At 51.1% G+C, this 20,147-nt stretch carries 17 protein-coding genes; 9 read left to right on the top strand and 8 right to left on the bottom strand.

Going from position 1 to position 20,147, the window contains the following annotated elements:
* Positions 1 to 119 precede the first annotated feature (119 nt).
* The 8 genes from J9880_RS02560 to J9880_RS02525 all read right to left on the bottom strand — a co-directional run bounded on the left by J9880_RS02560 (position 120) and on the right by J9880_RS02525 (position 9,090).
* Complete coding sequence (locus tag J9880_RS02560) at positions 120 to 1,484, bottom strand: MFS transporter (protein ID WP_232770039.1); 1,365 nt, start codon at positions 1,482 to 1,484, stop codon at positions 120 to 122.
* Positions 1,485 to 1,656: 172 nt separating this feature from the next.
* Positions 1,657 to 2,541: a heme o synthase gene (cyoE, locus tag J9880_RS02555; RefSeq protein ID WP_119826790.1), complete on the bottom strand. Its 885-nt coding sequence runs from the start codon at positions 2,539 to 2,541 to the stop codon at positions 1,657 to 1,659.
* A gap of 18 nt (positions 2,542 to 2,559) precedes the next feature.
* Positions 2,560 to 2,892 carry a cytochrome o ubiquinol oxidase subunit IV gene (locus J9880_RS02550; RefSeq protein WP_013576648.1) on the bottom strand — a complete coding sequence of 111 codons (333 nt, stop codon included), beginning with the start codon at positions 2,890 to 2,892 and terminating at the stop codon, positions 2,560 to 2,562.
* A complete protein-coding gene (locus J9880_RS02545; RefSeq protein ID WP_013576647.1) occupies positions 2,892 to 3,506 on the bottom strand; it encodes a cytochrome o ubiquinol oxidase subunit III in 615 nt (204 codons plus the stop codon). Before J9880_RS02545 ends, J9880_RS02550 begins: the two co-directional genes overlap by 1 nt.
* On the bottom strand, positions 3,496 to 5,487 hold the full coding sequence (gene cyoB / locus J9880_RS02540) for a cytochrome o ubiquinol oxidase subunit I (protein ID WP_013576646.1): 1,992 nt from the start codon (positions 5,485 to 5,487) through the stop codon (positions 3,496 to 3,498). Before cyoB ends, J9880_RS02545 begins: the two co-directional genes overlap by 11 nt.
* Before the next feature lie 3 nt (positions 5,488 to 5,490).
* On the bottom strand, positions 5,491 to 6,450 hold the full coding sequence (cyoA, locus tag J9880_RS02535; protein WP_095924948.1) for a cytochrome o ubiquinol oxidase subunit II: 960 nt from the start codon (positions 6,448 to 6,450) through the stop codon (positions 5,491 to 5,493).
* Between the two features lie 434 nt (positions 6,451 to 6,884).
* Positions 6,885 to 8,363 carry a muropeptide MFS transporter AmpG gene (gene ampG, locus J9880_RS02530; RefSeq protein ID WP_232770038.1) on the bottom strand — a complete coding sequence of 493 codons (1,479 nt, stop codon included), beginning with the start codon at positions 8,361 to 8,363 and terminating at the stop codon, positions 6,885 to 6,887.
* 148 nt (positions 8,364 to 8,511) lie between these two features.
* Positions 8,512 to 9,090, bottom strand: a complete 579-nt coding sequence (locus J9880_RS02525) for a lipoprotein (RefSeq protein ID WP_232770037.1) — start codon at positions 9,088 to 9,090, stop codon at positions 8,512 to 8,514.
* A gap of 328 nt (positions 9,091 to 9,418) precedes the next feature.
* On the opposite strand from J9880_RS02525, the gene bolA reads away from it, so the two are divergent.
* The 9 genes from bolA to J9880_RS02480 all read left to right on the top strand — a co-directional run bounded on the left by bolA (position 9,419) and on the right by J9880_RS02480 (position 20,117).
* Positions 9,419 to 9,733, top strand: a complete 315-nt coding sequence (bolA, locus tag J9880_RS02520) for a transcriptional regulator BolA (RefSeq protein ID WP_095924951.1) — start codon at positions 9,419 to 9,421, stop codon at positions 9,731 to 9,733.
* 431 nt (positions 9,734 to 10,164) lie between these two features.
* A complete protein-coding gene (gene tig, locus J9880_RS02515) occupies positions 10,165 to 11,469 on the top strand; it encodes a trigger factor (RefSeq protein ID WP_095924952.1) in 1,305 nt (434 codons plus the stop codon).
* A gap of 417 nt (positions 11,470 to 11,886) precedes the next feature.
* Complete coding sequence (gene clpP / locus J9880_RS02510; protein WP_056771081.1) at positions 11,887 to 12,510, top strand: ATP-dependent Clp endopeptidase proteolytic subunit ClpP; 624 nt, start codon at positions 11,887 to 11,889, stop codon at positions 12,508 to 12,510.
* Positions 12,511 to 12,715: 205 nt separating this feature from the next.
* Positions 12,716 to 13,990 carry an ATP-dependent protease ATP-binding subunit ClpX gene (gene clpX / locus J9880_RS02505; protein WP_095924953.1) on the top strand — a complete coding sequence of 425 codons (1,275 nt, stop codon included), beginning with the start codon at positions 12,716 to 12,718 and terminating at the stop codon, positions 13,988 to 13,990.
* Between the two features lie 191 nt (positions 13,991 to 14,181).
* Positions 14,182 to 16,536 carry an endopeptidase La gene (gene lon, locus J9880_RS02500; RefSeq protein WP_095924954.1) on the top strand — a complete coding sequence of 785 codons (2,355 nt, stop codon included), beginning with the start codon at positions 14,182 to 14,184 and terminating at the stop codon, positions 16,534 to 16,536.
* A 216-nt stretch (positions 16,537 to 16,752) separates the two neighbouring features.
* Complete coding sequence (hupB, locus tag J9880_RS02495; protein WP_013576637.1) at positions 16,753 to 17,028, top strand: nucleoid-associated protein HU-beta; 276 nt, start codon at positions 16,753 to 16,755, stop codon at positions 17,026 to 17,028.
* 165 nt (positions 17,029 to 17,193) lie between these two features.
* On the top strand, positions 17,194 to 19,074 hold the full coding sequence (gene ppiD, locus J9880_RS02490; protein WP_095924955.1) for a peptidylprolyl isomerase: 1,881 nt from the start codon (positions 17,194 to 17,196) through the stop codon (positions 19,072 to 19,074).
* A 139-nt stretch (positions 19,075 to 19,213) separates the two neighbouring features.
* Positions 19,214 to 19,597 (top strand): ComEA family DNA-binding protein, encoded by a 384-nt coding sequence (locus tag J9880_RS02485; protein WP_095924956.1) that lies wholly within the window; start codon positions 19,214 to 19,216, stop codon positions 19,595 to 19,597.
* Between the two features lie 118 nt (positions 19,598 to 19,715).
* Positions 19,716 to 20,117, top strand: coding sequence for a YbgC/FadM family acyl-CoA thioesterase (locus tag J9880_RS02480; protein WP_013576634.1), 402 nt, complete (start codon positions 19,716 to 19,718; stop codon positions 20,115 to 20,117).
* Positions 20,118 to 20,147 lie beyond the last annotated feature (30 nt).

The raw sequence follows: 20,147 nt of genomic DNA, 5'->3' as shown, positions 1-20,147 counted from the left end.
TAAGGAATTCCTGAGGATAATGATTATTGAGGTTTTTTAAGTGAGGGAGGTCACGCGGTGGGGATAAAAATGAAACGCTGTGCCAGTTTCCCGGTACAGCGTTTTTAAGCAGGGAGATGTCAGGCGGCGCTGACCAGTTGCTCGAGTGCTTTGCGGTTGGTCTGTTTGGTATCTACTTTCACATAGGCACTGAATTCTTCCGGTACGACAACCGCTTCTGCCACGCCCGGCTGGGCGAGAATGCGCGCCTGCAGGGCGGAATCTTTCACTGCCAGCTCAGATAACGTGATACGCAGACTGCTGACATACGGCGGTTCGGTCATGGTGGAACTGACCAGCAGCCAGACCATGGCAATCGCCGCACACACCAGGAATACCGCACCGGCACCGGCGTGACCGTAGACGTAACCGCCCAAGCTGCCGCCAATCGCTACGCCGATAAACTGGCTGGTGGAGTAAAGCCCCATCGCCGTGCCTTTGTAGCCCGCAGGCGATTCTTTACTGATAAGCGAAGGCAGAATCGCTTCCATCACATTGAAGGCCAGGAAGAACAGCTGAATACCGGCAATCACGGCCCATAAATGCAGACCCGCTGCCCACAGCACGACTTCTGCCAGCAGCAACACCACCACGCAGCCCATGAAAACCTGCTTCATGTGACGCTTTTTCTCGGCGTAGATAATCACCGGGATCACCGCGACGAATGACGTCAGCATGGTGATCAGATACACGCGCCAGTGCTCACTCGGCGGGAAGCCCGCGTGTTCCATGACTTGCGGTAACACCACGAAGCTCGACATCAGCAATACGTGCAGACATAAAATGCCGAAATTCAGCTTCAGCAATTTGGGGTTGCCCATCACTTTGCCGAAACTGCCTTTTACCATGCTCGATTCACGGTTCAGGATATGCGTGGCAGGGGAGGGGACCACGGCGACGGTAATGATGATGCCGAGAATGGTCAGCGCGGCGATTGCCCAGAACAGGGCGTGTAAACCCCAGGCGTGGGTAATGATCGGGCCGAGCACCATCGCAATCGCAAAGGTAATACCGAAACTGATACCGATAAACGCCATCGCTTTGGTGCGGTTTTGTTCGCGGGTCAGGTCAGAAAGCAGGGCCATCACGGCGGCAGCAATCGCGCCGGAGCCTTGCAGGGCACGACCAATGATCACGCCCCAGATAGAGTCGGTGGAAGCAGCCACAATGCTGCCGATGCAGAAGATGACCAGACCGAAGACGATTAGTGGTTTGCGGCCAACGCGGTCAGAAAGCAGTCCAAATGGGATCTGGAAAACAGCCTGTGCCAGCCCGTAAATGCCGATGGCGATGCCGATAAGCGTTTCGCTGGCGCCGGATAATTTCATGCCATAGGTGGTCAGCACCGGCAGAACCATGAACATGCCAAGCATGCGCAAAGAAAATACTGTCCCTAGTCCCCATGTCGCCCGACTTTCCTGCGGGGTCATCTGGTTATCGTTCACATTACTACCTCAAAATAACAATCCGACATTTTAATGATTAAGCCGGTCTGGGTAAAACGATGGATCTTTAGCAGATATTACGGGATTTGCCCGTGAGACGGAGCAAAAGAAAAGGCCAGTATTGCTACTGGCCTTTAGCTGTGATCTCAGTGAGTTACACTGGAAGTTTGCGTTACCAAACGTAGGTCAGCAACGATGTCGGTGCAGAATTAAAATCCACGGACATCATGAAGCTCAGCGACATGATCGTGATGATGGAGAAACCAAACAGTTTTCTCGCCCACAACACGTCGTTTTCCGTTTTGTAACCCTTCAGTGCCATACCCAGCCACCAGATACTGACAGCAGCGGCAACAATCAGGTATTTGTAACCTGCGTAACCGCTCAGGGTCAGCATCAGTGTCGCAATCATAAACGCCAGGATGTAGACGATAATATGATGCTTGGCGACGGAGATGCCTTTAACCACTGGCAGAACCGGGATGCCTGCTGCCTGATAATCTTTGAAGCGGAAGATGGCAATCGCGTACGAATGCGGCATCTGCCACAGGCTGAAAATCAGAAGCAGGATCAGCGCACCGGTATCGAACTGGCCTGAAACGGCACAGTAACCAATAACCGGTGGCGCTGCGCCAGACAAGCTGCCGATCAACGTGCCGTATACCGAGTTGCGTTTCATGTACAGGCTGTAAACGCCGACATAAACCACAAAGCCCATCACTGCCAGCCACATGGCCAGCGGATTTGCTCCGATATACAACAGCGCAAAGCCTGCAATACCCAGAAGGGTCGCATAAACCAGGCTTGTTTTCGGCGGAATAAGCCCTTTCACCAGGACCCGGTTCTTCGTTCTTTCCATGATCCGGTCGATGTCGCGGTCGATAAAGTTGTTAAATACACAACCCGATGCGACAACCAGCGAAACACCCACCAAAGTGGCGAGAAAGAGTGGGAAGTCGATGCTGCCTTTGGCAGCAAGGAGAAATCCCCCGATGACAGAAATTAAGTTGCCGAAAATAATTCCTGGTTTCGTTACTTGCAGGTATTGCTTAATCATCACGTGCAGCTCGGCTCTTTAACTGACCATCATATTGAGGTTGAGGTTATACATAATCCACAATGAGCCCACAACGACGATAAAGATAATCACAGCGGTGAACAGAAGTGCCACCAGGTTCCAGCGCTCTTCCGACGACGTATTCATGTGCAGGAAGAACACCAGATGGACAACGATCTGGATGATTGCGGACGCAACCACGGTACCCAGGATCAGTGAATGTGATGCCGTGTCGGTCATGACCATGGCAAACGGGATCACCGTCAGGATAACCGACAAGATGAAGCCAATCGCGTATGACTTCAGGCTGCCGTGGCTTGCGCCACCATGGGAAGTAGCAGAATGACTCATTACATCGCTCCCATCAGATAAACAACGGTAAACACGCAGATCCACACCACGTCCAGGAAGTGCCAGAAGAGGCTCAGACACATCAGACGGGTTTTGTTGACTTCAGTCAGACCGCGACGTGAAACCTGAACCATCATGGTCAGGATCCAAATCAGACCACAGGTCACGTGCAGACCGTGGGTGGCGACCAGCGCAAAGAAGCCAGACAGGAAACCACTGCGCTGCGGGCCATAGCCTTCAGCAATCAGGTGATGGAATTCATAGAGTTCCATCCCGATGAAGCCTAAACCGAACAGGAAAGTCAGGAACAACCAGCCGTTAACCGCAGCTTTGTTGCCTTTGTTCATGCCCAGCATCGCAAAGCCGTAAGTGATACTACTGAACAGCAGGCAGAAGGTTTCTACCAGCACGAACGGCAGTTCAAAAATGTCTTTACCAGAGGGACCGCCAGCGGTCCCGTTTACCAGTACTGCATAGGTTGCGAACAGGCTCGCGAACAAAATGCAGTCACTCATCAGGTAGATCCAGAAGCCGAAGACTTTGGTTGCACCTGCATCGTGGTGCCCATGCTCAGCATGGGCCTCATCGTGGTGAGTCAGAGTATCAGTTGCCATGTTTCACACCTGCTTTACGGATTTGTTCATAATGTTGGTTTTCAATACGTTCCACTTCTTCAACTGGCACGTAGTAATCAACATCTTCGTCGAAGCTTTTCGCAATCCAGGTCGCAGCCAGGGCAATGAAGCTCACTGCTGCCAGCCACCAGATATCCCAGATTAAGGCGAAACCACAAACCAGACTCAGCATAGCGATGATGAAACCGGCGCCGCTGTTACGTGGCATATGAATCGGTTCATATTTAGCAGGCTGCTTGTAAGCGGTACCTTTCTCTTTCATGTCCCAGAACTCATCACGGTCGTGAATTTGCGGCACGATAGCGAAGTTGTAGAACGGAGGAGGAGAAGAAGTTGACCACTCCAGAGTACGTGCGCCCCATGGGTCACCGGTCAGATCACGGTTCTGGTCGCGGTCGCGAACGGAAACGAAGATCATGATCAGCTGGCAGAGGATACCGCAGGCAATCAGTGCAGCACCGCATGCCGCAACAACCAGCAGCGGGTGGAACTCAGGATCGATGTTCTGGCTGACACGACGGGTCATGCCCATGAAGCCCAGTACGTACAGTGGCATGAACGCAACGAAGAAGCCGATGATCCAGAACCAGAATGAACGCACACCCCATTTTTCGTTCAGCGTGAAGCCGAAGGATTTAGGGAACCAGTAAGTCAGACCCGCGAAGCAACCGAAGACCACACCACCGATGATGACGTTGTGGAAGTGGGCAATCAGGAACAGGCTGTTGTGCAGCACGAAGTCAGCACCCGGCACCGCCAGCAGAACCCCGGTCATCCCACCCACAGAGAAGGTGATGATGAAGCCAACGGTCCACAGCATGGCTGCGTTCAGCGTGATACGACCCTGATACATGGTGAACAGCCAGTTGAAGATTTTTACCCCGGTCGGGATAGAAATGATCATCGTCATGATGCCGAAGAAGGCATTGACGTTTGCGCCTGAACCCATGGTGAAGAAGTGGTGCAACCAAACGATGAACGACAACACGGTGATGGCGATGGTTGCCCATACCAGCGAGGTGTAACCGAACAGACGTTTTTTGGAGAAGGTTGCGGTAACTTCTGAGAACACACCAAAGACTGGCAGAACCAAAATGTACACTTCCGGATGGCCCCAGGCCCAAATCAGGTTGATGTACATCATCATGTTGCCGCCCATATCATTCGTGAAGAAATGGGTGCCCAGATAACGGTCTAAAGTCAGCAGTGCAACAGTGACGGTCAGAATCGGGAAGGACACGATAATCAACACGTTGGTGCACAGTGCGGCCCAGGTAAATACCGGCATTTTCATCAGCGGCATACCAGGAGCGCGCATCTTCAGGATGGTCGCAAAGAAGTTAACACCGGTCAGCAAGGTCCCGACACCGGATATCTGGAGACTCCAGATCCAGTAATCTACCCCAACCCCCGGACTGTATTCCTTACCTGACAGTGGCGGATAGGCCAACCAGCCGGTCTGCGCGAATTCACCGACACCCAGAGAGATGTTGATCAATACAACCGCAGCGGCGGTAAACCAGAAGCTCACGTTATTCAGGAACGGGAACGCAACGTCGCGCGCACCGATTTGCAAAGGAACAACCACGTTCATCAGACCGATTACGAAAGGCATCGCCATGAAGAAGATCATGATCACGCCGTGCGCGGTAAAGATTTGGTCGTAGTGATGAGGAGGGAGGAAGCCCGGCTCGCCCGCAGAGGCAAGCACCTGCTGGCTACGCATCATGATCGCATCGGCAAAGCCACGCAGAAGCATGACGAAAGCCAGAATGATATACATGATACCTAATTTTTTGTGGTCGACGGAGGTCAGCCACTCGGTCCACAGATACTTCCACTTACCGAAATAGGTGATGCCGGCAACCACTGCCAGGCCACCGATAATAATCGCGGCAACTGTGACCATGATAATCGGTTCATGATACGGAACCGAATCAAGCGTTAATTTTCCGAACATCGTTTATTCCTCGGCTCCGGCTGCGTGAGACTGTCCACCCATATCCATGCCTTTCATGTCGCTGCCAGCAGGCATTGGCATGGTGTGACCTTCTGGCGCTGCCTTCATGTCATGCATGGAGTATTTGCCAATGATTTCTTTGAACAGGCCTGGTTTTGCAACAGAGAAGTATTCGACCGGGTTGTCGATACTCTGTGCAGCCAGTTTGTTAAAGTCATCAGTGGTGGCCAGCTGGTTCGGTGCGCTTTTCACTTTCGCTACCCAGGTGTCGAAATCGGCACGGGTTGGAGTCGCAATTGTGTTGAATTTCATACCTGAGAAGCCGCGGCCGCTGAAGCTTGCTGAGATGCCTTTATACGTACCCGCTTCATTTGCAATCAAATGCAGCTGAGTTTGCATACCGGCCATCGCATAAATCTGCCCGCCTAACTGAGGAATAAAGAACGAGTTCATCACAGAGTCTGAAGTGACTTTGAACTGAACCGGCACATCTTTAGGAATGACGAGTTCGTTAACGGTCGCGATGCCCTGTTCCGGATAAATGAACAACCATTTCCAGTCCAGAGAAACGACTTCAACCGTCATCGGTTTTTCGTCAGTCACGATAGGCTTGAACGGATCAAGCGAGTGGGTGGTTTTCCAGGTAATCGTTGCCAGAATGGCAATGATAATAATTGGAACTGTCCAGACGACGGCTTCAATTTTGTTGGAGTGGGACCAATCAGGACTGTATTTTGCTTTTGTGTTGGAAGCACGATACTTCCACGCAAAGGCAAACGCCATGATAATAACTGGTATAACAACGATCAGCATTAAACCGATCGCCGTTAAAATCAGCGTTCTCTGCTCAAGTCCAATTGCTCCCTTGGGATCCATCAATGCCGTATTGCAACCGCTCAACATTACCGCGGAGGCAAATAAGGACAACATCCCAATACTTTTATTGTATTTCTTAAGTCTCATCTAACGACCTCAATAACTAGGGCTCTATTGTCGCTTCAGGTGTGCGGGCATTTTACGGGAAGGTTGCAGGACTGTAAACACGCTTAAACAAGTGTCAAAGCGCTGTTGACACTTTATGTTAACGCAGTCACACATGTCACGGATCGTGACAATTTACAGTGGGCAACAATATGTTGCGTATAGATTTTTTTCTATAGTGATGAAAAACAAGGGGTGACAGATTTTGACATTATTATTGTCGTTCGTTATCTCAGCGATAGGTTTAATTAATGTTAAATTAATGTAGAAATCAGGTGAAATAAAACGCACCGAAAGCGCGAAAGAAAAATCATCGCGGAAAATATTATTTTTTCTGAATTTAATTTAGTGAGCGATATTTATAGATCATTTGTTAAATCGAATGCGCCATTCATTTTCACATGAATGGCGATAAATCAGGAACGTGCGGTCCGTCGCAGTGATAAAAAGTCGAGCAGACTGCCTAAAATAACACCAGCAAGACAAATCAATGCGCCCGTTTCAAGCAATGCCGTGGCCAGACTTTGCCATGACGCCCAGCCAAGGCTGTCCACAACCAGAGTAATCAGCCAGAGCACCAGCAGTAAGCTGCCCGTCAGCATGCAACGTAACGCCCAGCGATACGGGGTGGCGAAGTGGATGCGCGGCAGGAAACTGTCGGTTTTCTGAGTGTATTCCAGCGTCTGACGGCAAACCGCCAGCAGAAACAATCCGGGAATGGCCGCCACAATCGAGAAAAGGTAAAACCACGGCCAGCCATAGGCTTCCACAAACCATCCGGCAATCGGCCCGACGTACACGCGGCCCACGGCAGACAGTGCGGAGAGCAGGGCGAACTGGGTGGCAGAGAATGAACGGTTACATAACGTCATCAGTAACGCCACGAACGCCGCCGTCCCCATCCCGCCGCACAGGTTTTCGAAGAAAATCGCGGCGCCCATGGTGGTTAAATCTTTATCGGTGATGGCGAGGATCCAATAACCCGCATTGGACACGGCCTGCAAAATGCCAAACAGCATTAATGCGCGGAACAGACTCAGCCGCTGCATTAACATGCCGCCAAACAATGCGCCGATGATGGTCGCCATCAGCCCCAGTGTTTTGTTCACCAGTCCCACTTCCCCAGCATCAAACCCGACGCCACGGATTAAAAATGTGGTGCTCAGGCTGCCCGCAAAGGCGTCGCCCATTTTGTACATCACAATCAGCAGCAAAATCAGCCAGGCATTGTTACGGCCAAAAAAGTCTTTCAGCGGTGCGACGACGGCCATTTCAATAGTACGCGGCGCAGGTTGCGAGTTTTCCGGCTCCGGTGACAGCAGGGTGGCGAAAACGCCCATCAGCATTAACACGGCCATCAGCCAGTACATGTGCTGCCAGCCGAGGTAACGGTCAGCCAGCCATAACGCCAGTCCGCCCGAAACCAGCATCGCCAGACGGTAACCCAGTACCGAGACGGCAGCCCCGTTCCCGCGTTCTTCCGGTGGCAGTAAATCGGTTTTATAGGCATCGAAAACGATGTCCTGCGACGCCGAGGCGAAGGCAATCAGCACGGCCAGTGCCGCCAGCCAGAATAAGTCTTTTGACGGATCCATGAATCCCATGGCGAAAATCGCCATGACCAGTAACAACTGCGTCAGGATCAGCCAGCCGCGACGGCGTCCGAGAAAAGAGGGCGTGTAGCGGTCCATCATCGGCGACCACAGGAACTTGAACACATAAGCCTGACCCACCAGCGAAAAAATGCCGATGGTTTTCAGATCGACATTTTCGACCGTCATCCACGCCTGCAATGTGCCGGAGGTCAGCGCCAGAGGTAAACCGGAAGCGAAGCCAAGAAGCAGTAAAATGACCGTATTGCGTTGCGTGAAAATTTTAAAGTACTGACTGATCATGAAGATTGTGTTCCTGCGAACCGGTGAGAGAGTGACGCATACACATAATAAAGGAAGGGAGACAGATCGGGAAAGCGAATCACTGGCTTAAAAAAGCATTCTGCCCGGACGAGCCGGGCAGAATTCATCATGCAAACTTCAGCCGAACTTAACGGGCGTTCGCTTTAATGAAGTCACTGATGCTGGTGTCTGACGCCATGTCACTGATGACATCGCCCAGCGTGGTGTTAACCGCGTTGGTGATTTTGGCGTTAGTTGCAGACAACGCGCCCTGAACGTTATATGTCGAGCGGTAGTTTTTCACCTGCTTGCTGCCGTTTTGAGCCGACGCGATGATGGAGATATCGGCTTTGGTGGTGATGTTGTAACGCAGATTGCCTTCCTGAACGTCTGCATACAGGTTGTTCACGACGATTTGCAGATCGACTGCACCGTCAGCACCGATCATATAGCCACGGGCGGTCATTTGTTTTTCCAGAGATTCCTGCAACAGGAAACGCAGATCGCGTGATGGCGTCAGGGAAATCAGCTGACCGTCGCGGTTCACTTTTGCCAGTGCCTGATCCTGACGCTGGTCAGCACCGTTGATGCTGATGGTGATGCCCTGCAGGGTAGGGTCCTGTGAAGGCAGGACAATTTTCGGCGAAACGTCCAGGGTGTTGGTGCTGGTGGCGCAACCGGCCAGCATGAACATGGCCAGAACGGGGAATAGAATTTTCTTCAGCATGTGTATTTTCTCAATATTAATAAGGGAATAGTGCTCAAAAATTTGCCGACATCATAACATTGCCATTTGCCGGGGGAAGTCCCAACAATCTGGAAAAGCGTGTTTTTCGCGTTTTTTTTCAGCAAAGTCGCAGTAAAGCTGCAGGCCGCTGCGGTCAGCCGTAGCGAAGCGGCACTTTCTTTGACAGACTGAGCGGCATTTTTATCAATCCGCAGCAGAAATTTATTGTTCTGGCGTGCGAAGAATCTGGAAAGCAGCCTATCATTATAAAGAGATAGGTGTACCAGACAGGCGCAGTTCTCTGCTGATGCGGTGTAAGGAGATTGCTATGATTCGTGAGCAAATAGAAGCAAAATTAGTTGAGGCATTCGAACCTGCGTTTCTGGAAGTGACTGACGAAAGCTATCGTCATAATGTCCCGGCAGGCTCCGAGAGCCATTTTAAAGTGGTCATGGTGTCCGATAAGTTTATCGGGGAACGTTTCCTGGCGCGCCATCGCGCCATCTATGGGAGATTAACCGAAGAGCTGGCTGGCAGCGTGCATGCTCTGGCATTGCATACTTACACCCTGAAAGAATGGGAAGGCTTACAGGACACGGTTCCGGCCTCTCCACCTTGTCGCGGCGCAGGCACGTTGGCCTGATCGTCGCGATCTGTTTCACAAAAGGCATAAATATCGCCGTTTGACACGGTAACACTGGAACTTTCCTTGTCTAATGCGGTATTAGTAGATGCGAATTTCAAGAAACGGCCTGCGGGCCGTTTTTGTTTTTCTTCTGACGGACTGACGGTAAGAGGTTTATGCCTCTGAATGGCCGCATTTTTCGAAGGATCGAGTCCCGTGTGAGTTTCCTCCCGCGCAACAGATACCGTCCTCGACTCAATGCCCATGCGCCGCTATAATGTCGCGTCTAATTTTTCCGGAATGGTTTCGGACGCTCTCGAATACAGGGCTACGTTCTGATACAGAACTGTCCCGGTTCTTAGAAGTCGTTTTCAAGGTAAGTTTGCGCTCATCTTGAGAACGACTTCTGGAGTTGACCGAGCACTGTGATTTTTTTTTGAGGTAACAAGATGCAAGTTTCTGTTGAAACCACTCAAGGCCTTGGGCGCCGCGTAACGATTACTGTTCCTGCTGAAAGCATTGAAAAAGCAGTGAGCAGTGAACTGATCAACGTCTCTAAAAAAGTACGTATTGACGGCTTCCGTAAAGGCAAAGTACCAAGCCACATCATCGAACAGCGTTACGGCGCGTCAGTACGTCAGGACGTACTGGGTGATCTGATGCAACGCAATTTCGTTGATGCGATCATCAAAGAAAAAATCAATCCAGCTGGCGCACCTAACTACATCCCGGGTGAGTACAAGCAGGGTGAAGACTTCAACTTCTCCGTAGAATTTGAAGTGTACCCGGAAGTTGAGCTGAAAGATCTGGAAAACATCGAAGTTGAAAAACCTGTCGTTGAAGTGAACGACGCTGATGTTGATACCATGCTGGAAACTCTGCGTAAGCAACAAGCTGACTGGAAAGAAACTGACGCTGCAGCGACTGCTGAAGATCGCGTGACCGTTGATTTCTCCGGTTCTATCGACGGTGAAGAATTCGAAGGCGGTAAAGCCTCTGATTTCGTACTGGCTATGGGCCAGGGCCGCATGATCCCAGGCTTCGAAGAAGGTCTGGTCGGTCACAAAGCCGGTGAAGAATTCACCATCGACGTAAACTTCCCTGAAGATTACCACGCTGAAAATCTGAAAGGTAAAGCGGCTAAGTTCGCGATTACTTTGAAGAAAGTTGAAGTGCGTGAACTGCCAGAACTGACACCTGAATTCATCAAACGTTTCGGCGTGGCTGATGGGTCTGTTGAAGGTCTGCGTGCTGAAGTGCGTAAAAACATGGAGCGCGAACTGAAAGGTGCTGTTCGTAACCGCATCAAAACTCAGGCTATCGACGGTCTGGTCAGCGCTAACGAAATCGACGTGCCATCTGCACTGATCGACGGCGAAATTGATGTGCTGCGTCGTCAGGCTGCACAACGTTTTGGCGGCAACGAAAAACAAGCGCTGGAACTGCCACGCGAATTGTTCGAAGAGCAAGCTAAACGTCGCGTCGTTGTAGGTCTGCTGCTGGGTGAAGTGATCAGCCAGCACGAACTGAAAGCTGATGAAGATCGCGTTAAAGCGCTGATCGAAGAAATGGCTTCTGCGTACGAAGATCCACAGGAAGTTGTTGAGTTCTACAGCAAAAATAAAGAGCTGATGAACAACATGCGTAACGTCGCGCTGGAAGAACAAGCGGTCGAAACTCTGTTGTCTAAAGCAAAAGTGACTGAAAAAGCCACGACCTTTACTGAACTGATGAACCAGACTCAACCTGCATAATTGATTTGCACGTTGCTGAACCTGTTTACAGGTTTGCTTCCCAAGCCCGCAGTTTTTACTGCGGGCTTTTTATTTCCTGAAAATCAGGTATTTTTTGTTTTTGGCTGTTGTTTTTGCACTATATTTATCACTATAAGGCACAGCCCACGTAGAAACCGTTCACTGACCCCCTCAATATGGCGTATCTCGCTATTTTGGGGAGTGTATGAAAAAGAAATATCCCTGCAGGCTTGAAAAAGGGGGCTAAATCCCCCAATTGATAAGAACGATCCCAGGTAAATTTGTAGTTAAAATCTGACTGATAAAGACCGTCAGGCGTGTAAATGGCGACTTGGCCGCTTGAGCATAGTCATGTGTGCCTATCTCAAGTAGAATCGGTTTTAAAGAGCGCCAAACAGAATCTATTAGGAGACGGTTATGTCATACAGTGGTGAAAGAGAGCAATTTGCACCAAACATGGCGTTGGTACCCATGGTGGTTGAGCAAACTTCACGGGGCGAGCGTTCATACGACATCTTCTCCCGTCTGCTTAAGGAACGTATCATCTTCCTGACCGGCCAGGTTGAAGACCATATGGCTAACCTGATTGTTGCCCAGATGCTGTTCCTGGAAGCAGAGAGCCCGGAAAAAGACATTTACCTGTACATCAACTCACCAGGTGGCGTGATCACTGCCGGGATGTCGATTTACGACACCATGCAGTTCATCAAACCGGATGTCAGCACCATTTGTATGGGGCAGGCATGTTCAATGGGGGCATTCCTGTTGACCGCTGGCGCAGAAGGCAAACGCTTCTGTCTGCCGAATTCACGGGTGATGATCCACCAGCCACTGGGTGGTTTCCAGGGGCAGGCGACGGATATTGAGATCCACGCCAAAGAAATCCTGAAAGTGAAATCTCGTATGAATGAGTTGATGGCGAAACATACGGGCAAAACTCTTGAAGAAATAGAGCGTGACACTGAGCGCGACCGTTTCCTGTCTGCTGATGAGGCTGTACAGTACGGTTTAGTGGACTCCGTATTTACCCATCGCGCCTGACGGCTTATTTCTGCCGGGCTGATGGTCTATAGTTATACTCATACGGACGTCTCAGAGGCAGAGCCTGGATCCTGATGGCTCTGCCAGCAATGAGTAATAACAGGAATGAACAGACATCAGCCAACCATGCGGCTGTTGTGTAATATGGTCGTGCCGTGGTGTTATTGTTACGCTGCGGGACTGATACTAGAGAAGAGGTTTACTGATGACAGATAAGCGCAAAGACGGTTCAGGAAAGCTGCTGTACTGCTCTTTTTGCGGCAAAAGCCAGCATGAAGTGCGTAAGCTGATTGCCGGGCCGTCAGTGTATATCTGCGATGAATGTGTCGACTTATGTAATGACATTATTCGCGAAGAGATCAAAGAAGTCGCGCCACACCGTGAACGCAGTGCCTTACCGACGCCGCATGAAATTCGTCAGCACCTTGACGATTATGTTATCGGTCAGGAACCGGCGAAGAAAGTGCTGGCCGTGGCGGTCTACAACCACTACAAGCGCCTGCGTAATGGCGATACCAGCAACGGTATCGAATTAGGCAAGAGCAACATTCTGCTGATCGGGCCGACCGGTAGCGGTAAAACGCTGCTGGCTGAAACCCTGGCGCGTTTCCTGGATGTGCCCTTCACGATGGCCGATGCCACCACGCTGACCGAAGCCGGTTATGTGGGTGAAGACGTTGAAAACATCATTCAGAAACTGCTGCAGAAATGTGATTACGACGTTCAGAAAGCGCAACGCGGTATTGTTTACATTGATGAAATCGACAAGATTTCCCGCAAGTCTGACAACCCATCGATCACCCGTGATGTGTCCGGTGAAGGTGTCCAGCAGGCGCTGCTGAAACTGATTGAAGGCACCGTGGCTGCCGTTCCTCCGCAAGGTGGACGTAAGCACCCGCAGCAGGAATTCCTGCAGGTTGATACGTCGAAAATCCTGTTTATCTGTGGCGGCGCGTTTGCCGGTCTGGATAAAGTGATTGGTCAGCGTATCAACACGAATACCGGCATCGGTTTCGGTGCTGAAGTGAAAGGCAAAGAGCAGAAAGCGACGGAAGGTCAGTTACTTGCGCAAGCTGAGCCAGAAGATTTGATCAAGTTTGGTCTGATCCCTGAGTTCATCGGTCGTCTGCCAGTGGTCGCGACCCTGAGTGAACTGAACGAAGAAGCACTGATTCAAATTCTGAAAGAGCCGAAAAATGCCCTGACTAAGCAATATCAGGCATTGTTCAATCTGGAAGGCGTTGAACTGGAATTCCGTGATGAAGCGCTGACGGCGATCGCCAAAAAAGCCATGGTCCGTAAAACCGGTGCCCGTGGTCTGCGTTCGATCGTAGAAGCCGCATTGCTGGACACGATGTATGATCTGCCGTCTCTCGAAGATGTCGAGAAAGTGGTAATTGATGAATCCGTGATTGCGGGTCAGTCAGAACCTCTGATGATTTATGGCAAACCGGAAGCTCAACAGGCATCTGGCGAATAATTAGCCAATCTATCCAGAGAGTTAGCCACGAAATGGGGGATTTAGTCCCCCATTTTTTTTTCGCACATTCTTATCGTTGAATGTCAGACATTCATCCCCATATACTCAGTTAACGACTTGCTGAAACCCGTCTGACTCGTGTTTCACGAGATTTCCTTAACCTGGCGGAAGCTAAACTAAGAGAGAGCTCTATGAACCCTGAGCGTTCTGAACGCATAGAAATCCCCGTATTGCCTCTGCGCGATGTGGTGGTTTATCCGCACATGGTGATCCCGTTGTTTGTTGGCAGGGAAAAATCGATTCGGTGCCTCGAAGCCGCGATGGATCACGACAAAAAAATCATGCTGGTGGCGCAGAAAGAAGCCTCAACAGATGAGCCGGGCGTTAATGATCTCTTCTCCGTGGGTACGGTTGCCTCAATATTACAAATGCTGAAGCTCCCGGACGGCACGGTCAAAGTGCTGGTGGAAGGGTTACAACGCGCGCGCATTACGACACTTTCCGACAGTGGCGAGCATTTTGCTGCCCAGGCGGAATACCTTGAATCTCCGGCCGTGGATGAACGCGAGCAGGAAGTTCTGGTGCGTACGGCGATTAATCAGTTTGAAGGCTACATCAAACTGAACAAAAAAATCCCGCCGGAAGTGCTGACGTCCCTGAACAGCATTGAAGATGCTGCACGTCTGGCTGACACCATTGCCGCGCATATGCCATTGAAACTCGCTGACAAACAATCCGTGCTGGAAATGTTTGATATCACCGAGCGTCTGGAATATCTGATGGCGATGATGGAATCGGAAATCGACCTGTTACAGGTTGAGAAACGCATTCGTAATCGTGTCAAAAAACAGATGGAAAAAAGCCAGCGCGAGTACTATCTGAATGAGCAAATGAAAGCGATTCAGAAAGAACTGGGCGAGATGGACGATACGCCTGACGAGCATGAGGCGCTGAAACGCAAAATCGAAGCGGCCAAAATGCCGAAAGATGCGCGTGAAAAAACCGAAGCTGAGCTGCAAAAGCTGAAAATGATGTCGCCGATGTCCGCCGAGGCCACGGTTGTTCGTGGTTATATCGACTGGATGCTTCAGGTGCCGTGGAATGCCCGCAGCAAAGTGAAAAAGGACCTGCGCAAAGCACAGGAAGTTCTGGATACCGACCATTACGGTCTGGAGCGTGTCAAAGACCGCATTCTGGAATACCTCGCCGTGCAGAGCCGCGTCAGCAAAATTAAAGGGCCAATCCTGTGTCTGGTCGGGCCTCCGGGTGTGGGTAAAACCTCACTGGGTCAGTCAATCGCACGGGCGACGGGCCGTCAGTATGTGCGTATGGCGCTGGGTGGCGTACGTGATGAAGCGGAAATCCGCGGTCACCGTCGTACCTACATCGGTTCCATGCCAGGCAAACTGATCCAGAAAATGGCCAAAGTCGGGGTGAAAAACCCGCTGTTCCTGCTCGATGAAATCGACAAGATGTCATCGGATATGCGCGGTGATCCGGCTTCTGCTCTGCTGGAAGTGCTGGATCCGGAACAGAACGTGGCGTTCAACGATCACTATCTGGAAGTCGATTACGATCTGTCAGATGTGATGTTTGTGGCGACCTCGAACTCGATGAACATCCCGGCGCCGTTGCTGGACCGTATGGAAGTGATCCGTCTTTCCGGTTATACCGAAGACGAAAAACTGAACATCGCCAAACAGCATCTGTTGCCGAAACAGCTTGAACGCAATGCGCTCAAGAAGAACGAACTGACCGTTGATGACAGCGCGATTATCGGCATTATCCGTTTCTATACCCGTGAAGCGGGTGTGCGTAGTTTAGAACGTGAGTTGTCTAAACTTTGCCGAAAAGCAGTCAAACAATTGCTGATGGATAAAGACATCAAGCACATTGAAATCAACGGCGACAACCTGAAAGATTTCCTCGGCGTGCAGAAGGTCGATTATGGCCGTGCCGATACCGAAAACCGTGTGGGCCAGGTCACTGGTCTGGCGTGGACCGAAGTGGGCGGTGAATTGCTGACCATCGAAACGGCCTGCGTACCGGGCAAAGGTAAGCTGACTTACACCGGATCGTTGGGTGAAGTGATGCAGGAATCCATTCAGGCTGCACTGACCGTGGTACGTTCACGTGCGGACAAACTGGGCATCAACCCTGACTTCTACGAAAAACGTGATATTCACGTTCACGTACCGGAAGGGGCAACGCCGAAAGATGGTCCGAGTGCGGGTATCGCCATGTGTACGGCGCTGGTGTCTTGTCTGACCGGTAACCCGGTGCGTGCTGATGTCGCGATGACCGGTGAAATCACGCTGCGTGGTCTGGTTCTGCCCATTGGTGGTCTGAAGGAAAAACTGCTGGCGGCCCATCGTGGTGGCATCAAAGTGGTTCTGATCCCGGACGACAACAAACGTGATCTGGAAGAGATTCCGGCAAACGTGCTGGCTGATCTGGAGATCCACCCGGTTAAACGCATTGATGATGTTTTGAACATCGCATTGCAAAATCCGGCTTACGGCGCGTTGCCGGTGGCGGCAAAATAGTGACTTCAGCTTACACAGTTGAATAAAACTCAGGCTGGCAGGTGAAATCTCACTTGCCAGCTTTTTTTTGTGCCGTTAAGTTAGTCAACGGTCAGAGGGTTTCAGGCTGCTTTCAGTCGCTTGCATCGCCCTGACAAGATTGATATAACAGCAGCGCGGTCACGTCCGTAGGGAAAATGCGCCGTGATGAACGAATTTTAAGAGGGGATGATAAGAGTGAATAAGTCACAATTGATCGACAAAATTGCTGCCGGTGCTGATATTTCTAAAGCCGCAGCGGGACGTGTTTTAGATGCTGTTCTTGCATCTGTCACTGACACCCTGAAAGCGGGGGATGAAGTAGCTCTGGTTGGTTTCGGTACTTTCTCCGTGCGTGAGCGTTCAGCACGTACCGGTCGTAACCCACAGACCGGCAAAGAAATCAGTATTGCAGCGGCTAAAGTACCTGGCTTCCGTGCAGGTAAAGCGCTGAAAGATGCCGTTAACGGTTAATTACCCGCAGACTGACGTCGAAACTGTGTGACAGGCATCACTGATGCTTTCTCACTCAGGTCTGGTTGTTAAACAATAACCTGACGTCATCGGGCTGGTAAGGTAAGATACAAGGCGCATCGAAAACGGTGCGCTTTTTTTATTACAGCGGAGTGTTGCCACACTATGATGGACAATTTACGCGCGGCCGCCAATCACGTCGTGCTCAAAATCATTCTGGCCCTGATTATTCTGTCCTTTATTTTGACAGGGGTGGGCAACTACCTGATCGGCGGTTCAGGCGACTATGCAGCGAAAGTGAATGGTCAGGAAATAGGACGTGCTCAGCTGGAACAGGCAGTGCAAAACCAGCGCAGCCGGTTGCAGCAGCAGCTTGGAGATCAATTCTCTGCGCTGGCGGGCAGCGAAGGCTATATGCAGCAGTTACGCCAGGAATCCCTGAGCAACCTGATTGACGTCACTTTGCTGGATCAGTATTCCAAAAAATTAGGCATCACCGTCAGCGATCAGCAGATCAAAGACGCGATTTTTGCCACCCCTCAATTCCAGACTGATGGTCGTTTCGATAACACCAAATATCTGCAAAGTATCCAGGGTATGGGTTACACCGCCGATAATTTTGCGCAGTTAATGAAGCAGCAGCTAATCAGTCAGCAGCTTGAGCAAGCCTACGGCCAGTCTGATTTCGTTCTGCCAGTGGAAAGCAAATCACTGGGTGCGTTGATCCTGCAAAGCCGTGACGTGCAGACAGCCACGCTGGATACCGCAGCGTTAGCCGCTAAACAGCAGGTAACGGATGCTGAATTGCAGGCCTTCTACGACCAGAACAAAAACAGTTTCCTCACGCCTGAACAGGTGAAAGTCAGCTACATCGAAATGGATGCGGCGGCGATGCAGGGCAAAACTGAGGTGACTGATGCGGATATCAGCGCGTATTACGACCAGCATAAAAGCGAGTTCGGCCAGCCTGAACGCCGTCGCTACAGCGTGATCGTCCTGAAATCTCAGGCCGATGCTGACGCCGTGGTTGCCGAGCTGAAAAAAGGAACCGACTTTGCTGAACTGGCCAAAACCAAATCGACCGATACGCTGAGTGCGAAGCAGGGCGGTGATCTGGGCTGGATGGAACCTGAGACGACGTTGCCAGAATTCAAAAACGCTAATCTGACCACCAAAGGTCAGGTTTCCGGTGTGATTAAGTCTGACAGCGGTTTCTTCATCCTGCGTCTTGATGACGTGACGCCTGAGCAGGTCAAACCGTTAGCTGATGTTCGCAACGCGATCACTGACAAGCTTAAGCAAGAGAAGTCACTGGATGCGTACTACGCGTTGCAACAGAAAGTCAGCGAAGCCGCGACCAATGACAACGAATCTCTGGCAACTGCCGAAGACGTAGCCGGTACGAAAGCGGTGCACACTGACTGGTTCTCACAGAATCAAATCCCGGCAGCAATCAACTTTAAACCGGTTGTGCAGGCGATTTTTGAAGGGGGGCTGATTGGTCAGGAAGGTTCTCCGGGCAGCAACTCCGACATCATCACTGTGGATGGTGATCGTGCGTTTGTCGTTCGTGTGGATGCACATAAAGCCGAAGGCGTTAAACCTTTCGCTGACGTGAAGGATCAGGTGACGACGCTGGTGAAAAACCGCAAGGCACAGGATCAGGCGCGTATGGACGGTGAGAAATTGCTGACCGCGCTGAAAGAAGGTAAAGGCGACGAGGCCATGAAAGCCGCCGGTCTGACCTTTGGCGACGTGCAGAAAGTGCAACGCAGCCAGCAGCCTTCTGCATTCGAAGAAAACGTCTACGCACTGCCGCACCCGCAGAAAGATAAACCGGTGTATGGTCTGACTCAGGACGACAAAGGTAACAGTATGCTGGTCAAACTGAACGCCGTGACGCCGGGTGTCATTCCTGAAGCCGATGCCGCACGTTTCAATCAGGAGATGCAACAGACCTCCTCGAATGTGACCTTTGATGCGCTGCTGACCAACCTGCGTCAGGAAGCGAAAATCAAATACGGTTCTGCTGCACAAAACCAGTAAACGCCGCAAAGTTTTGCAACGCGTTGCAACAAACAAAAGGCCGCTTTCGCGGCCTTTTCCATATCTGAAAGTTGCCCATTGTTCGCTTTTTCTGCCTGATGCACTCTCTCCGTGCTGTCAAACACATGGAGGATACAGCATGAAAAAATTAGGCATTACTTCACTCTCACTGGCTCTCGCGCTGGGACTTTCTACTCTGCCGGTTATGTTGCAGGCGGCACCGAATGCGAGCAGTACCGTGGCAACCACGACGGCTGCGCCGGCGACAACGGCCAGCAAAGTGGCCGGTCCGCAAGTGAAAAAGGAACAGCCGGTGGCGACTGATGAAGGTACGGTCAGTGTTAATACCGCCACGGCCGAGGAATTTGCCCAAGTCATGAACGGCGTCGGCATGAAAAAGGCGCAGGCCATTGTCAGCTACCGTGAAGAACTGGGGCAATTTACCGACATCGAACAGCTGCGGGAAGTGCCGGGAATTGGCGCGGCACTGTTTGAACGTAACAAGGACCGTCTGAAATTGTGACGGATGTCGCGGCGGTGATCCCTTAACGGTTGCCGCCGTTTTCTTCTGCTAATCTCTAAAGACATCTGACCAGTTTGGTTGTATGCCTCAGACGATTATCAGGAGTTTTTTAACGATTATGCATACGTTCATTAAAGTTCGCGGTTTCCACATCGATGTATATCAGCACGTTAACAACGCGCGTTATCTGGAGTTTCTTGAAACAGCGCGCTGGGAATGGCTCGATAATCAGTCAGGTTTCCAGTGGATGAGCCAGAACAAGATTGCTTTCATTGTGGTGAATATCAATATCAATTACCGCAAGCCGGCCGTGCTGGGCGATGTGTTGCGCATCGACAGCAGCCTGCAACAGTTAAACGGGCGCAGCGGTGTGCTGGAACAGGTCGTTACCTGTGAAGGCGATGTGGTCGCCGATGCGACGCTGACGTTCGTGTGTATTGATTTGCGTACACAAAAAGCACTGCCGCTGGAGGGAGAATTGCTGGAGCGGTTACGCGAACTGGAACTGGAAAACGATTAATGTTTTCGCGCACAGAGAATAAAACGGGCG

Source organism: Rahnella victoriana, from assembly GCF_021276285.1.
GTDB classification, from domain to species: domain Bacteria; phylum Pseudomonadota; class Gammaproteobacteria; order Enterobacterales; family Enterobacteriaceae; genus Rahnella; species Rahnella victoriana.
The sequence above is the reverse complement of the archived record's forward strand: the minus strand, read 5'-3'. Positions and strand labels throughout refer to the sequence as shown.

Coding starts and splice junctions, on each gene's coding strand:
- cyoE (WP_119826790.1), bottom strand. CDS start 2,541: ATGATTAAGCAATACCTGCAAGTAACGAAACCAGGAATTATTTTCGGC.
- bolA (WP_095924951.1), top strand. CDS start 9,419: ATGATTCGTGAGCAAATAGAAGCAAAATTAGTTGAGGCATTCGAACCT.
- ampG (WP_232770038.1), bottom strand. CDS start 8,363: ATGATCAGTCAGTACTTTAAAATTTTCACGCAACGCAATACGGTCATT.
- clpX (WP_095924953.1), top strand. CDS start 12,716: ATGACAGATAAGCGCAAAGACGGTTCAGGAAAGCTGCTGTACTGCTCT.
- tig (WP_095924952.1), top strand. CDS start 10,165: ATGCAAGTTTCTGTTGAAACCACTCAAGGCCTTGGGCGCCGCGTAACG.
- cyoB (WP_013576646.1), bottom strand. CDS start 5,487: ATGTTCGGAAAATTAACGCTTGATTCGGTTCCGTATCATGAACCGATT.
- J9880_RS02485 (WP_095924956.1), top strand. CDS start 19,214: ATGAAAAAATTAGGCATTACTTCACTCTCACTGGCTCTCGCGCTGGGA.
- ppiD (WP_095924955.1), top strand. CDS start 17,194: ATGATGGACAATTTACGCGCGGCCGCCAATCACGTCGTGCTCAAAATC.
- cyoA (WP_095924948.1), bottom strand. CDS start 6,450: ATGAGACTTAAGAAATACAATAAAAGTATTGGGATGTTGTCCTTATTT.
- clpP (WP_056771081.1), top strand. CDS start 11,887: ATGTCATACAGTGGTGAAAGAGAGCAATTTGCACCAAACATGGCGTTG.
- J9880_RS02480 (WP_013576634.1), top strand. CDS start 19,716: ATGCATACGTTCATTAAAGTTCGCGGTTTCCACATCGATGTATATCAG.
- J9880_RS02525 (WP_232770037.1), bottom strand. CDS start 9,090: ATGCTGAAGAAAATTCTATTCCCCGTTCTGGCCATGTTCATGCTGGCC.
- lon (WP_095924954.1), top strand. CDS start 14,182: ATGAACCCTGAGCGTTCTGAACGCATAGAAATCCCCGTATTGCCTCTG.
- J9880_RS02550 (WP_013576648.1), bottom strand. CDS start 2,892: ATGAGTCATTCTGCTACTTCCCATGGTGGCGCAAGCCACGGCAGCCTG.
- J9880_RS02545 (WP_013576647.1), bottom strand. CDS start 3,506: ATGGCAACTGATACTCTGACTCACCACGATGAGGCCCATGCTGAGCAT.